This is a genomic window from Streptomyces sp. NPDC048275 (genome assembly GCF_040652275.1).
GTDB lineage: Bacteria > Actinomycetota > Actinomycetes > Streptomycetales > Streptomycetaceae > Streptomyces.
Map to the genome: position 1 here is coordinate 1 of NZ_JBEZLR010000050.1, position 14,246 is coordinate 14,246.

Sequence of the window (14,246 nt, forward strand, 5' to 3'; positions counted from 1 at the left end):
CGGTTACATTCCGAACCCGGAAGCTAAGCCTCACAGCGCCGATGGTACTGCAGGGGGGACCCTGTGGGAGAGTAGGACGCCGCCGAACTAATTGTGTAGAGCTCCGGCTCTTGGGCTTATTGCCCGAGAGTCGGAGCTTTTTTGTTTTCCCGATTTGTTTTCCGGTAGTGCCTCCACCCCCTCCGCGCTGCAAGGCGAAGGCTGCGGGTAAGGTCAGGGGCATCATTGGCTCGTTTCCCACAGGAGGCCCCCGGGTGGAGGTCCAGGAGACCCGCGTCCAGACGGACCGGGTCCTCACCATCCCGAACATCCTCAGCATGGCGCGCCTCGTAGGCGTACCCGTCTTCCTGTGGCTGATCCTCAGGCCGGAGTTCGGCGGTCCCGAGAGCGACGGCTGGGCGCTGCTTGTGCTCATGCTGAGCGGCATCAGTGACTATCTGGACGGGAAGCTCGCGCGGCGATGGAACCAGATCAGTAGCCTGGGCCGACTGCTCGATCCCGCGGCCGACCGGCTCTACATTCTGTCGACTCTCGTGGGCCTAACCTGGCGGGAGATTCTGCCGCTGTGGTTGACCGCTGCACTTCTGGCGCGTGAGCTGGTTCTGCTGGTGATGGTGGGCATCCTCAGGCGCCACGGCTATCCGCCGCCCCAGGTGAACTTTCTTGGCAAGGCGGCGACCTTCAACCTGATGTACGCCTTCCCGCTGCTGCTACTCAGTGACGGAAGTGGATGGTTGGCGTCCCTGGCTGCGATTTTCGGATGGGCGTTCGCCGGATGGGGTACAACCCTCTATTGGTGGGCAGGAGTCCTGTACGTGGTGCAGGTCCGCCGGCTTGTCCGGGCGGACGCCATGGCCGATTGAGCTCGGCCCGATTGGGCGGCTGAAGTGCTCCGATGGCCCGCGCTCGAAATCTGCGGGACAATTTGGACGGGTGAAGTCGGCTAGACCGTCGTCTCTTCAAGGAGGACACTTCCGACATGAAGGCCGTCGTGATGGCCGGAGGCGAAGGCACGCGCCTTCGTCCCATGACCTCAAGCATGCCCAAGCCGCTCCTGCCCGTGGTGAACCGCCCGATCATGGAGCACGTGCTCAGGTTGCTCAAAAGGCATGGGCTCAACGAGACCGTCGTTACTGTCCAGTTCTTGGCGTCACTGGTCAAGAACTACTTCGGTGATGGCGAGGAGCTCGGTATGGAGCTCACCTATGCCAACGAGGAGAAGCCACTCGGTACTGCCGGGAGTGTCAAGAACGCCGAGGATGCGCTGAAGGACGACACCTTCCTCGTCATCTCCGGTGATGCTCTGACCGACTTCGATCTCACCGACCTCATCAATTTCCACAAGGAAAAGGGTGGGCTCGTCACCGTCTGCCTGACGCGCGTACCGAATCCCCTCGAATTCGGCATCACCATCGTGGACGAAGAGGGCAAGGTCGAGCGCTTCCTGGAGAAGCCGACCTGGGGTCAGGTCTTCTCGGACACGGTGAACACGGGCATCTACGTCATGGAGCCCGAGGTCTTCGACTATGTCGAGGCCGATGTCTCCGTCGACTGGTCCGGTGATGTCTTCCCCCAGCTGATGAAGGAAGGCAAGCCCATCTATGGCTATATCGCTGAGGGCTACTGGGAAGACGTCGGTACCCACGAGAGCTATGTGAAGGCGCAGGCCGACGTCCTGGAGCGCAAGGTCGACGTCGAGATCGACGGCTTCGAGATCTCCCCTGGCGTATGGGTTGCCGAGGGTGCCGAAGTGCACCCTGACGCCGTACTGCGCGGACCGCTTTACATCGGCGACTACGCCAAGGTCGAGGCGAATGCCGAAATCCGTGAGCACACCGTCGTCGGCTCCAATGTCGTGGTCAAGAGCGGGGCTTTCCTGCACAGAGCGGTCGTGCACGACAACGTGTACATCGGCCAGCACAGCAATCTGCGCGGCTGCGTCGTCGGGAAGAACACGGACATCATGCGTGCGGCGCGGATCGAGGACGGCGCCGTCATCGGCGATGAATGCCTCGTTGGTGAAGAATCGATCATCCAGGGGAACGTACGCGTCTACCCGTTCAAGACCATCGAGGCCGGCGCTTTCGTCAACACCTCGGTGATCTGGGAGTCGCGCGGTCAGGCGCATCTCTTCGGCGCGCGTGGTGTTACGGGAATTCTGAACGTGGAGATCACCCCGGAGCTCGCCGTGCGCCTCGCGGGGGCGTACGCGACGACACTCAAGAAGGGCTCCACCGTCACCACGGCCCGCGACCACTCCCGAGGAGCTCGCGCGCTGAAGCGAGCGGTCATCTCGGCGCTGCAGGCCAGCGCCATCGAGGTACGCGACCTGGAGAACGTACCGCTGCCGGTGGCCAGGCAGCAGACCGCCAGGGGCAGCGCGGGCGGGATCATGATCCGGACGACGCCCGGAGTGCCGGATTCCGTCGACATCATGTTCTTCGACGGGCAGGGCGCGGATCTGTCGCAAGGAGGTCAGCGGAAGCTGGACCGGGTGTTCGCGCGACAGGAGTACCGGCGCGCGTTTCCGGGTGAGATCGGGGATCTGCACTTCCCGGCCAGCGTCTTCGACTCGTACACCGGGTCGCTGCTGAGGAATGTCGACACCACCGGGATTGCCGAATCCGGGCTGAAGGTGGTCGTGGACGCCTCGAACGGCAGTGCAGGGCTGGTGCTGCCCAGCCTGTTGGGCAAGCTCGGTGTTGATTCGCTCACCATCAATCCCGGTCTCGACGAGTCCAGGCCGACGGAGACGGCGGACACGCGGCGGGCCGGTCTGGTGAGGCTCGGCGAGATCGTCGCGTCCGCGCGGGCCGCCTTCGGGGTGCGTTTCGACCCGGTGGGTGAGCGCCTCTCGCTCGTCGACGAGAAGGGGCGGATCGTCGAGGACGACCGGGCTCTGCTGGTCCTGCTCGACCTGGTGGCCGCGGAGCGGCGCAGCGGGCGGGTGGCGCTGCCGGTCACCACCACGCGGATCGCCGAGCAGGTAGCGGCTTATCACGGGACGCAGGTGGAGTGGACGACCACCTCGCCGGACGATCTGACGCGGGTCGGGCGCGACGAGTCGACGATCTTCGGCGGTGACGGGCGCGGCGGATTCATCATTCCGGAGTTCAGCGGCGTCTTCGACGGTGCGGCGGCGTTCGTACGACTGATCGGGCTGGTGGCGCGGACGCAGCTCACGCTCAGCCAGATCGATGCACGGATTCCCCGGGCGCACGTCCTGAAGCGTGATCTCGCCACGCCCTGGGCCGTCAAGGGGCTGGTGATGCGCCGAGTCGTGGAGGCGGCCGGAGACCGATTTGTCGACACGACCGACGGCGTACGGGTCGTGGAGGCCGACGGGCGTTGGGTGATGGTGCTGCCCGACCCTGCCGAGGCGGTGACGCACCTGTGGGCCGAAGGCCCTGACGACGCGTCCGCGGAAGCCCTGCTCGATGAGTGGGCGGCCGTCGTGGACAGTGCCGGGCGGTAGCACACGCGGGTGCCGGACAAGTGCCCCCAAGGGGGCCTGTCCGGCACGCCGGTGGGGCCATTCGGAGGTAGCGCCCGCGACATGCGACGATGTGCGGCATGCCGCAGCAGCCCCCCGTTCGGAGGACACCTCCGCGCCCCTCGCGCCCGGACGCCTCCATGTCGCTGCTCACCAATGTCATGGATCACAGCCTCGACGACGGGTACGCCGAGGCGGCCGCCCGCAAGACGGCCGAGGGCGCCGGTGGCATGCCGAAAACGGTGCGGGCGAAGCTCGGGCTCGCCGCCGGTCTTGTCCTCGCGGCACTGGTCGTGACCGTGGGGGCGGCGAACGCACGTATAGCGGCCCCTGTCGTCGCCAAGGAGCGTCAGGAGCTCATCGACCGCATCGAGCGTGAGACTGCTTCCGCCGACAAGCTGGAGGACACTGTCGACACGCTGCGCGCCGATGTGAGCGCCCGGCAGCGTGAGGCATTGAAGAAGCAGGGGGGCGGCGACCAGGCCGACCTGGTGGGCATCCTGTCGGGTGCCACCGCGGTGCACGGCCCCGGTGTGAAACTTGTCGTGAACGACGCCAAGGCAGCCAGTGGGGGCGGCGACGGTGATCCGCGGGAGACGTCGGGGTTCTCCGATACCGGACGCGTTCGCGACCGTGACATGCAGCGCGTCGTCAACGGGCTCTGGGAGTCCGGTGCGGAGGCCGTCTCGATCAACGGACAGCGACTGACAGCGCTGTCGGCGATCAGGGCCGCGGGTGACGCGATACTGGTCGACAACAAGCCGCTGGTGCCGCCCTACACGGTGCTTGCGGTGGGGGACGGCGAACGGCTCAGCACCCGGTTCCAGAACAGTGCCGATGGCCTGTATCTGCATGCCCTGCAGGAGAACTATGGCATCCGGGCCAGCATTTCCGGCGAGGGCGACGTCCGGTTGTCCGCCGCACCGAGTGTGATCGTACGTACAGCACAGCCGAGCACAGAGAAGGGCACATCGTGATCGCCGTACTGGGCCTCGTCGTGGGAGTCGTGGCTGGATTGTTGGTCCGGCCCGAGGTTCCGGCGGTTGTCGAGCCTTACCTGCCGATTGCCGTCGTGGCGGCGCTCGACGCCGTGTTCGGAGGCCTGCGTGCCATGCTCGACGGCATCTTCGACGACAAGGTCTTCGTGGTCTCGTTCCTGTCGAACGTGGTCGTGGCCGCGCTGATCGTCTTCCTGGGCGACAAGTTGGGCGTGGGTGCGCAGCTCTCCACCGGCGTCGTGGTTGTCCTCGGTATCCGCATCTTCTCCAATGCCGCGGCGATCCGTCGTCACGTGTTCCGGGCGTGAGGCCGATGAGCAACGAGGGCGAGACTCTCGAGAACCGGCTGCGCAAAGAACTTCCCGAAGAGGTTCCGGCCGCGGCTCCCGGGAGTTCCGGGCCGGAACAGCACGAGGAAAAGGCTGAGCCGTCGCTGAGCGGCCGGCAGCGGCTCGTCAAGGGGCTGTGGCCGCCGCGGGTGACGCGCGCCCAACTCATCGTCGCGCTGCTGCTGTTCGGGCTCGGCTTCGGCCTCGCCGTCCAGGTGGCCTCCAACAGCGACAGCGGCAGTGCCCTGCGCGGCGCGCGTCAAGAAGATCTCGTACGCATCCTCGATGAACTCGACAACCGTACGCAGCGTCTTGAAGACGAGAAGCAGGGTCTCGAAGATCAGCGCACGGAGCTGGAGAACAGCTCGGACCAGGCCGAGGAGGCCCGCAAGCAGACCGTCGAGAAGGAGAAGCAACTCGGCATTCTGGCGGGCACGGTGGCGGCGCAGGGACCGGGCATCACGTTGACGATCACTGATACGAAGGGGACGGTCAAGGCGGACATGCTGCTCGACGCGATCCAGGAACTGCGCGCGGCCGGCGCCGAGGCGATCCAGGTGAACGGCGTACGGGTCGTCGCCAACACCTATCTGACCGACTCCGGCAAGGGAGTGAGCGTGGATGGGAACAAGATCACCCAGCCTTATCGTTTCAAGGTCATCGGCAAGCCGCAGGACCTCGAGCCGGCGCTCAACATCCCCGGAGGCGTGGTGCAGACTCTAGAGAAGGAGCAGGCCACCGTCACGGTCGAGCGTGCGACGAAGATCGTTGTGGACGCCTTGCGAGCTGCGGAGCGGCCTGACTACGCTCGGTCGTCCTCCCAGTGAGCCGGGGGTGCATGGGGGCCGCGCTGCGAGGGCAAGAGGTTGCGGGGGGTCGGCGCACCGAATGGGTGGTGCGTGGTGGAAACTGTCAGGTGGATACGGACGTTGTGAGGATGTCCGGGTCGACCGGTGTGTTCAATCAGGGTTCGTCCTGCCCCACGGGCGGGTCTGTTTCGGTCAAGGGGAATCGCCCGTGAAGTTGTTTGCGAAGTTGTTCGGCAAGAGCGCACGAGAGGGCGGCGACAACGCCACCGCTCGGCACCGTGCACCGCGCCATGGAGACGAGGGTCAGAGCGGCGACCGTCCGCTGTTCCGGGATCAGATCGGTGGTCCGGGCGGTGACATTTCCGGTGGTCAGGGCGCGCCGTCTGTTGACCCTGCCCAGTCCGGCCGCATAGGTTTCGGGGATCCGTCACCCTCAAGTGCGGGTGGAGGGTTCGCCTCCGATCCGCACGCGTCCCATGCCCCTGGAGGGCAGCCGCGGCAGGAGGATCCGTCCATGTCGGCCCTGGTGTGTACGAGGTGCGGGAACCGTAACGCGGAGAACAGCCGGTTCTGCTCCAACTGCGGTGCGCCGCTGCGGGCCGGGGCTGTTCCGGAGCGCCCCTCCGAGACGACGTCCACGATCTCCATTTCGGGCCTCGAGGCCTATGACGCCGAGGTCACCGGCCAGACGCAGATGCCGACGCTCTCGCCGGAGGCGCAGGCGGCCGTGGACGCGCTGCCGCTCGGCTCGGCGCTCCTGGTGGTGCGTCGCGGTCCGAACTCGGGCAGCCGCTTCCTGCTGGACAGTGAGCTGACCACGGCCGGGCGTCATCCGCAGAGCGACATCTTCCTGGACGACGTGACCGTGTCGCGCCGCCACGTGGAGTTCCGCCGCGCCGCGGACGGATCGTTCACGGTCGCCGACGTGGGCAGCCTGAACGGTACGTATGTCAACCGGGAGCGGATCGACTCGGTCCCGTTGTCGAACGGTGATGAGGTGCAGATCGGTAAGTACCGGCTGGTCTTCTACGCGAGCCAGCGGGGTATCTGACCCTCCCCCAGACTCCGTCCGGGGGGACCCTCAGGGAATGTCCATGCTTCGAACACCGAGCGGCGGTGCCGGCAGCGGTACCGCCGCAGCGGACAGTGGGCTGATGAGTATCGGCACGGTGCTGAACGTGCTGCGCGACGAGTTTCCCGAAGTCACGATCTCCAAGATCCGGTTTCTGGAGTCGGAGGGGCTCATCGAGCCGCAGCGAACCCCCTCGGGGTATCGCAAGTTCAGTGCGGAGGACGTCGAGCGGCTCGGCCAGGTACTGAGGATGCAGCGGGACCACTATCTGCCGCTGAAGGTGATCCGGGAGCACTTGGACGCCCTGGCGCGTGGCGAGGCGGTCCGGCTGCCATCTCTGGGCCGCCAGCGCGACGCGGGCGACGGGGAGCTGCTGGACGAGCCCGAGACGCCCTCGGTGGCCCGGGTGGGCCGCGCAGAGCTGCTGGCCGCCGCCGAGATCGGTGAGCAGGAGCTTCAGGAGTGGGAGTCGTACGGGATCGTCGCCCCGCTGCCGGACGGGGCGTTCGACGCCGAGGCGGTGACCGTCGCCGCGCTGGTCGTGGAACTGGGGCGGTTCGGGATCGAGCCGCGCCATCTGCGTGCGATGAAGGCCGCGGCCGAGCGGGACGCGGGGCTCGTGGACCAGGTGGTGGCCCCGCTGAGGCGCCACCGCAATCCGCAGACCCGGGCGCATGCAGAAGCCCGTACGAAGGAACTGGCGGGGCTCACGGTGAAGCTGCACGCCGCGCTGGTGCAGACGGCTCTGGGCGTCCGGCTGCCCTGACCGGGAGCGCCCGATGGCTGTCCGGATCGCCCACCCGTTCTGTGCCCGACTACCCAAACGTCCCGGGCACGGCCTAGGGTTACTGTGTGAACGAGCTCGATGTCGTAGGTGTCCGGGTCGAAATGCCCTCCAACCAACCGATCGTGCTTCTGCGTGAAGTGGGAGGCGACCGTTACCTCCCCATCTGGATCGGACCGGGGGAGGCGACGGCGATCGCCTTCGCCCAGCAGGGCATGGCCCCCGCGCGACCGCTGACCCACGACCTGTTCAAGGACGTGCTGGAGGCCGTTGGCCAGGAGCTCACCGAGGTACGCATCACGGACCTGCGTGAGGGTGTCTTCTACGCGGAGCTGGTGTTCGCCAGCGGGGTCGAGGTCAGTGCGCGGCCGTCCGATGCCATAGCGCTGGCCCTGCGCACCGGGACGCCGATCTACGGCAGTGACGGAGTGCTCGACGACGCCGGCATCGCGATCCCGGACGAGCAGGAGGACGAGGTGGAGAAGTTCCGCGAGTTCCTCGACCAGATCTCGCCCGAGGACTTCGGTACCAACAGCCAGTGAGAGCCGGGACCAACGGCCGGTGACGCCCTGGAGCGGCAGAGGCTCCGGGTGGCAATTGCCGGCGGCCAGTGTGGCGCGCTGCGGTCCACTCCAAGAGCATTCGGCTAGCCTTTCCCCGCGGTGGGGCACGGGAAACCACTCCTAGGGTGATTATCACTCGGCGTGCCGAGTGTGGCGATCGTTGACGCACCCCTGGTGACTGCCTACCGTCGAGAAGGCAGGTCAAGGACGGAGGTCGGCGTGAGAAGCAGCGGCGACGGTACGGCTGGGGGTGCCCCCGGACGCAGTCTGGGGGAGAGTGGCCCGTACCCGCTTTACGGCAGCGCGGCCGATCACGTTCCGCAGCGGCCGACGGCGGTGCCGGGCGAGGGAGGGGCGGCTGCCGAGGAGATCGGTTACCGCGGTCCCACGGCGTGTGCCGCCGCGGGCATCACCTATCGACAGCTGGACTACTGGGCCAGGACCGGTCTGGTCGAACCGAGCGTGCGGCCCGCCCACGGGTCGGGGACTCAGCGGCTTTACAGCTTCCGGGACGTTGTCGTACTGAAGATCGTGAAGCGGTTCCTCGACACGGGAGTGTCGCTCCAGAACATTCGCACCACGGTGCAGCACATCAGGGAGCGCGGTTTCCGGGACCTGGAGCGGATGACGCTCATGAGCGATGGCGCCACCGTCTACGAGTGTTCCTCGCCCGACGAGGTCCATGCCCTGCTCCAGGGCGGTCAGGGCATCTTCGGGATCGCCGTGGGCGTGGTGTGGCGGGACGTCGAGAGCGCGCTTTCGCAGTTGCACGGTGAGCGTGTGGACACGGGCGAGACGCTTGTCGGGCACAACCCTGCGGACGAGCTGGCGCGACGGCGCAATCGGGCCGTCTGAGGCCCGGTGGCGCTGTACCGCGGCGGGCACGACAAGGGGGACCGTGTCGTACGGGGAGCGGGCCGTGCCGGGGCATTGTCAGTGGCGTAGGGCAGCATCGGAGATGTGAGAACCGCGCCCACGATCCTGCATCTCGATATGGACGCCTTCTTCGCCTCGGCGGAGCAGGCATCCAAGCCGAGCCTGCGTGGGAAAGCGGTGGTCGTGGGCGGTCTCGGACCGCGTGGTGTGGTGGCCACGGCCTCGTACGAGGCAAGGGTCTTCGGGGTGCACTCGGCGATGCCTATGGCCCAGGCGCGGCGCCTGGCGCCGAACGCCGCGTATCTCGTGCCGCGCTTCGGGATCTACCGGGAGATCAGCGAGCAGGTGATGCGGCTGCTGGGGGCGCTGTCGCCGCTGGTGGAGCCGCTGAGCCTGGATGAGGCGTTCGTGGATCTGGAGGCCGGGGGAGCGGCCTGGGACGAGGTCTCGGCGCGGTTGGCCGGGGCGAAGCTGCGTGCGGACATCCGGGCCGTCACGGGGCTGACGGGATCGGTGGGGCTTGCCGCTTCCAAGATGCTCGCCAAGATCGCCTCGGAGCAGGCCAAGCCCGACGGGCTGGTGGTGATAGAGCCGGGGACGGAGCGCGCGCTGCTGGGGCCGATGTCCGTGCGGACGCTGCCGGGTGTCGGGCCCGCGACCGGGGACCATCTTCGCCGGGCCGGGATCACCACGGTCGAGGAGATCGCCGAGGCGGGCGAGGACGAGCTCGTACGGCTGCTGGGTAAGGCTCACGGACACGCGCTGTACGCGATGGCGCTGGCGCACGACGAGCGGCCCGTGGTGGCCGAGCGGGAGACCAAGTCGGTGTCGGTGGAGGACACGTACGACGTGGACATCCACGACCGCGTGCGGGTCGGTCTTGAGGTGCAGCGGCTTGCCGACCGGTGCGTGCAGCGGCTGCGCGGGGCAGGGCTGTCGGGGCGGACCATCGTCCTGAAGGTGCGCCGGTACGACTTTTCGACGCTGACCCGGTCCGAGACGCTGCGGGGGCCCACGGACGACCCGACGGTCGTGCGGGAGGCTGCCGCGCGGCTCCTGGAAGCTGTGGACACGACCGGGGGCGTACGACTGCTGGGGGTCGGCGTGTCCGGGCTCGCCGACTACACGCAGGAGGACCTCTTTGCCCAGGCCCGCGCGCAGGCCGCCGCGGAGGAGCCGGAGACGGCGCAGGAACATCCCGATGAGGAGATGGGGGTGGAGTCGGCCGGCGAGCCTGTGCCGCCTGCCGAGCGGCGGTGGCCGGCGGGTCACGATGTACGGCACGCCGAGTATGGGCACGGGTGGGTGCAGGGGAGTGGGCTGGGGCGGGTGACTGTGCGGTTCGAGACGCCGTACTCCGAGCCGGGGCGGGTGCGGACGTTTCGTACGGATGATTCGGCGTTGGAGTTGGCGGATCCGTTGCCGCTGGTGGCGGCGGTTTGCGATAGCCGTGGGGGGTGAGGTCGGTTCGGCGCCGCGGGTTGATCGTGGCTGAGCGCGCTTACGCGGCGGAGCCGCATGAGGTCAGAGCCCCGCGCCCTTTAAGGGATGTGTCGGCGGGGCCCAAGCTGTTGAGTCAAGGCTCGTCCGTGCCCGCCAAATGACCGAAGTCGTGGTCAGGGGGCGGAGACGGCGGGGTCACGTCCAGGCCGTAGTGGTGGTAGAGCTGGAGTTCCTGTTCGGGGGAGAGGTGGCGGCCGACGCCGAAGTCGGGGGCGTCCTTGATCAAGGCGCGGTCGAAGGGGACACGCAGGGTGCCCTCGACGAGCTCGCTGGGCTCCAGGGGCACGAAGGCGTCCCTGCTGAACAGGCCCGTGCGTATGGCCGCCCACTCCGGGACGCCGGTCGCGTCGTCGAGATAGACCTCGTCGACGGTGCCGATCTTGGTGCCGTTGCGGTCGAGCGCCTTGCGGCCGATCAGGTTGCGCGGATCGATGTCGGTCTGCACGGGCCCTCCACTTGGTCGCAACTCATCCGTAAGCACTACAAAAGAGCACATTCAGGAAGGTGGCCACTCGAAGGCCCGCGCGTTGTCCTCGCTGGTAGGCTGACAAGCGGCTGCTGACCCCGTGCGGGAGAGTCCTCCAGACACCATCGGAGGCGCCGAAGGAGCAAATCCTCCCCGGAATCTCTCAGGCCCACGTACCGCACGGACGAGGTCACTCTGGAAAGCAGGGCGGGGCCGACGGCTTCCGCTCTCACCGACGGTGAAAGCCGGGTCGTCAGCGAGTGGACGGGCCGGTGAAGCTCTCAGGTTGAGATGACAGAGGGGGAGGCCGTCGGGGCACCCACGCCGTGGTGCCCCTCGAAGGTCGCGTCAGACCAGGAGGCCTCCGCAATGACCGCCCATCGCATTCCGCTCTCCCAGCTCGAACAGGGAATCCCCTTCGAGCAGCGCCACATCGGGCCCGACTCCGAGGCACGGGCCAAGATGCTCGCGCAGGTCGGCTACGGCTCGCTCGACGAGCTGACGGCCGCCGCGGTGCCGGACGTCATCAAGAACGCCGAGGCGCTGGAGCTGCCGGGCGCGCGCACCGAGGCCGAGGTGCTGGCCGAGCTGCGCTCCCTCGCGGACCGCAACCAGGTGCTCGACTCGATGATCGGCCTCGGTTACTACGGCACGTTCACGCCGCCGGTGATCCTGCGCAATGTCATGGAGAACCCGGCCTGGTACACCGCGTACACGCCGTACCAACCGGAGATCTCGCAGGGCCGGCTGGAGGCGCTGCTCAACTTCCAGACCGTGGTCGCCGAGCTGACCGGGCTGCCGACCTCAGGCGCCTCGCTGCTCGACGAGGGCACCGCGGCCGCCGAGGCGATGGCGCTGTCCCGACGCATGGGCAAGAACAAGAAGGGTCTCTTCCTGGTCGACGCGGACGCCCTGCCGCAGACCATCGCCGTCATCGAGACCCGCGCCGAGCCGACCGGTGTCGAGGTCGTCGTCGCCGACCTCAGCGAGGGCATCCCGGCCGAGATCGCCGAGCGCGAGATCAACGGCGTGTTGATCCAGTACCCGGGCGCCTCCGGTGTCGTACGCGACCTCAAGCCCGTCATCGAGCGGGCGCACGAGCTCGGCGCGGTCGTCACCGTCGCCGCCGATCTGCTCGCCCTGACCCTGCTCACCTCACCCGGCGAGCTCGACGCCGACATCGCGATCGGTACGACGCAGCGCTTCGGTGTGCCGATGGGCTTCGGCGGGCCGCACGCCGGATACATGGCGGTGCGCGAGAAGTTCGCGCGGAGCCTGCCCGGCCGACTCGTGGGTGTCTCCGTCGACGCCGATGGGCACAAGGCGTACCGGCTCGCCCTGCAGACGCGGGAGCAGCACATCCGCCGCGAGAAGGCGACCAGCAACATCTGTACGGCACAGGTGCTGCTCGCGGTGATGGCGGGCATGTACGCCGTCTACCACGGTCCCGAGGGCCTGCGGACGATCGCCCGTCGTACACACCGCTACGCCACGATCCTCGCCGAGGGTCTGAGGGCGGGCGGCGTCGAGGTCGTGCACGGCGCCTACTTCGACACGCTGACCGTACGGGTGCCGGGCCGGGCCGCTCAGATCGTGGCCGGCGCGCGCAACCAGGGGGTCAATCTCCACCTCGTCGACGCCGACCAGGTGTCGATCGCCTGCGACGAGACGACGACCCGTAAGCAACTGGGCGCCGTCTGGACGGCGTTCGGTGTCGCCGGCGACATCGAAGCGCTGGACTTCACCACGCAGGAGACGCTTCCCGCCGAGTTGCTGCGCAGCGACGAGTTCCTTGCGCACCCGGTGTTCCACCAGTACCGCTCCGAGACCGCCATGCTGCGCTACCTGCGCAAGCTCTCCGACCGCGACTACGCGCTGGACCGCGGCATGATCCCGCTGGGCTCCTGCACCATGAAGCTCAACGCGACGACGGAGATGGAGCCGGTCACCTGGCCCGAGTTCGGCCAGCTGCACCCCTTCGTGCCCGCCGAGCAGGCGCAGGGCTATCTCACGCTCATCCGTGAGCTCGAGGAGCGGCTCGCCGAGGTCACCGGGTACGACAATGTGTCGTTGCAGCCCAACGCCGGTTCGCAGGGCGAGCTTGCGGGGCTGTTGGCCGTACGCGGCTACCACCGGGCCAACGGCGACGAGCAGCGCACCGTCTGTTTGATCCCGTCCTCCGCGCACGGCACCAACGCCGCGAGCGCCGTGATGGCCGGTATGAAGGTCGTCGTCGTGAAGACCGCCGAGGACGGCGAGGTCGACGTCGAGGACCTGCGCGCCAAGATCGAGCAGTACCGCGACGAGCTGGCGGTACTGATGATCACGTACCCCTCCACGCACGGTGTGTTCGAGGAGCATGTCGCCGATATCTGTGCGCAGGTGCACGAGGCCGGCGGTCAGGTGTACGTCGACGGCGCCAACCTCAACGCCTTGGTGGGGCTTGCCAAGCCGGGCCACTTCGGCGGTGACGTCTCGCACCTCAACCTGCACAAGACGTTCTGCATCCCGCACGGCGGCGGCGGTCCGGGCGTCGGCCCGGTCGGTGTGCGCGCGCACCTGGCGCCGTACCTGCCGAATCACCCGCTGCAGCCCGCGGCCGGTCCGGAGACCGGTGTCGGCCCGATCTCGGCCGCTCCCTGGGGCTCCGCCGGCATCCTGCCCATCTCGTGGGCGTACGTCCGGCTCATGGGCGGTGAGGGGCTCAAGCGCGCCACGCAGGTGGCGGTCCTCAGCGCCAACTACGTCGCCAAGCGTCTCGAGCCGCACTACCCGGTGCTCTACACCGGTCCGGGCGGGCTTGTCGCCCACGAGTGCATCATCGACCTGCGTCCGCTCACCAAGGCGACCGGCGTGAGCGTCGACGACATCGCCAAGCGACTGATCGACTACGGCTTCCACGCGCCGACCATGTCCTTCCCGGTCGCGGGCACGCTGATGATCGAGCCGACCGAGTCCGAGGACCTGATCGAGCTGGACCGGTTCTGCGAGGCCATGATCGCCATCCGTGCGGAGATCGAGAAGGTCGGCTCGGGCGAGTGGGCGGCGGACGACAACCCGCTGCGGAACGCGCCGCACACCGCCGCCTCGCTCGGCGGGGCGTGGGAGCACGCGTACACCCGTGAGGAGGCCGTCTTCCCGGCCGGCGTCTCGGCCGCGGACAAGTACTGGCCGCCGGTGCGCCGCATCGACCAGGCGTACGGCGACCGGAATCTGGTCTGTTCCTGCCCGCCGTTGGACGCCTACGAAGAGTACACCGCTTGATTGCCGTGTGTCCTCGTTTGTGCAGGTCAGCCGGGTGCGTGAGGGCGTGAGGGCGTGGGGTCGAATCCGGGTCGATTCCGCCTCTGTCG

Annotated in this window: 12 protein-coding genes, 1 rRNA gene and 1 riboswitch; of the genes, 12 read left to right on the forward strand and 1 reads right to left on the reverse strand. The window is 67.8% G+C overall.

The window, feature by feature from the left end:
* The 11 genes from rrf to AB0D57_RS26655 form a co-directional block, all read left to right on the forward strand.
* Positions 1–88 (forward strand): 5S ribosomal RNA (gene rrf / locus AB0D57_RS26605); the annotation flags it as partial.
* Positions 89–254: 166 nt separating this feature from the next.
* Positions 255–863, forward strand: coding sequence for a CDP-alcohol phosphatidyltransferase family protein (locus AB0D57_RS26610; RefSeq protein WP_362077913.1), 609 nt, complete (start codon positions 255–257; stop codon positions 861–863).
* Positions 864–979: 116 nt separating this feature from the next.
* Positions 980–3,475, forward strand: coding sequence for a mannose-1-phosphate guanyltransferase (locus AB0D57_RS26615; protein WP_362077916.1), 2,496 nt, complete (start codon positions 980–982; stop codon positions 3,473–3,475).
* Positions 3,476–3,633: 158 nt separating this feature from the next.
* Positions 3,634–4,470, forward strand: coding sequence for a DUF881 domain-containing protein (locus AB0D57_RS26620; RefSeq protein ID WP_362078066.1), 837 nt, complete (start codon positions 3,634–3,636; stop codon positions 4,468–4,470).
* Complete coding sequence (locus AB0D57_RS26625) at positions 4,467–4,799, forward strand: small basic family protein (protein WP_003988855.1); 333 nt, start codon at positions 4,467–4,469, stop codon at positions 4,797–4,799. The genes AB0D57_RS26620 and AB0D57_RS26625 overlap by 4 nt, the downstream gene beginning before the upstream one ends.
* A gap of 5 nt (positions 4,800–4,804) precedes the next feature.
* On the forward strand, positions 4,805–5,647 hold the full coding sequence (locus AB0D57_RS26630; RefSeq protein WP_362077919.1) for a DUF881 domain-containing protein: 843 nt from the start codon (positions 4,805–4,807) through the stop codon (positions 5,645–5,647).
* Positions 5,648–5,708: 61 nt separating this feature from the next.
* Positions 5,709–6,680: an FHA domain-containing protein gene (locus tag AB0D57_RS26635; protein ID WP_362077922.1), complete on the forward strand. Its 972-nt coding sequence runs from the start codon at positions 5,709–5,711 to the stop codon at positions 6,678–6,680.
* A gap of 43 nt (positions 6,681–6,723) precedes the next feature.
* Positions 6,724–7,467, forward strand: coding sequence for a MerR family transcriptional regulator (locus tag AB0D57_RS26640; RefSeq protein ID WP_362077925.1), 744 nt, complete (start codon positions 6,724–6,726; stop codon positions 7,465–7,467).
* 86 nt (positions 7,468–7,553) lie between these two features.
* Positions 7,554–8,027, forward strand: coding sequence for a bifunctional nuclease family protein (locus AB0D57_RS26645; RefSeq protein ID WP_006123076.1), 474 nt, complete (start codon positions 7,554–7,556; stop codon positions 8,025–8,027).
* Between the two features lie 240 nt (positions 8,028–8,267).
* Complete coding sequence (locus tag AB0D57_RS26650) at positions 8,268–8,903, forward strand: MerR family transcriptional regulator (RefSeq protein WP_362077928.1); 636 nt, start codon at positions 8,268–8,270, stop codon at positions 8,901–8,903.
* 105 nt (positions 8,904–9,008) lie between these two features.
* Positions 9,009–10,385 (forward strand): DNA polymerase IV, encoded by a 1,377-nt coding sequence (locus tag AB0D57_RS26655; protein WP_362077931.1) that lies wholly within the window; start codon positions 9,009–9,011, stop codon positions 10,383–10,385.
* Between the two features lie 115 nt (positions 10,386–10,500).
* Here the strand turns inward: AB0D57_RS26655 and AB0D57_RS26660 are convergent, their stop codons facing one another.
* Positions 10,501–10,872 (reverse strand): PRC-barrel domain-containing protein, encoded by a 372-nt coding sequence (locus AB0D57_RS26660; protein WP_362077934.1) that lies wholly within the window; start codon positions 10,870–10,872, stop codon positions 10,501–10,503.
* A gap of 114 nt (positions 10,873–10,986) precedes the next feature.
* Positions 10,987–11,082: riboswitch (glycine riboswitch) on the forward strand.
* Positions 11,083–11,262: 180 nt separating this feature from the next.
* Here AB0D57_RS26660 and gcvP point away from each other — a divergent pair.
* Entirely contained in the window at positions 11,263–14,157 is a 2,895-nt protein-coding gene (gene gcvP / locus AB0D57_RS26665) for an aminomethyl-transferring glycine dehydrogenase (RefSeq protein WP_362077937.1), read from the forward strand.
* Positions 14,158–14,246 lie beyond the last annotated feature (89 nt).

Bases quoted from the DNA above. Each gene is read 5' to 3' on its own strand.
- AB0D57_RS26615 (WP_362077916.1), top strand. From the start codon at position 980: ATGAAGGCCGTCGTGATGGCCGGAGGCGAAGGCACGCGCCTTCGTCCC.
- AB0D57_RS26620 (WP_362078066.1), top strand. From the start codon at position 3,634: ATGTCGCTGCTCACCAATGTCATGGATCACAGCCTCGACGACGGGTAC.
- AB0D57_RS26630 (WP_362077919.1), top strand. From the start codon at position 4,805: ATGAGCAACGAGGGCGAGACTCTCGAGAACCGGCTGCGCAAAGAACTT.
- AB0D57_RS26635 (WP_362077922.1), top strand. From the start codon at position 5,709: ATGGGTGGTGCGTGGTGGAAACTGTCAGGTGGATACGGACGTTGTGAG.
- AB0D57_RS26640 (WP_362077925.1), top strand. From the start codon at position 6,724: ATGCTTCGAACACCGAGCGGCGGTGCCGGCAGCGGTACCGCCGCAGCG.
- gcvP (WP_362077937.1), top strand. From the start codon at position 11,263: ATGACCGCCCATCGCATTCCGCTCTCCCAGCTCGAACAGGGAATCCCC.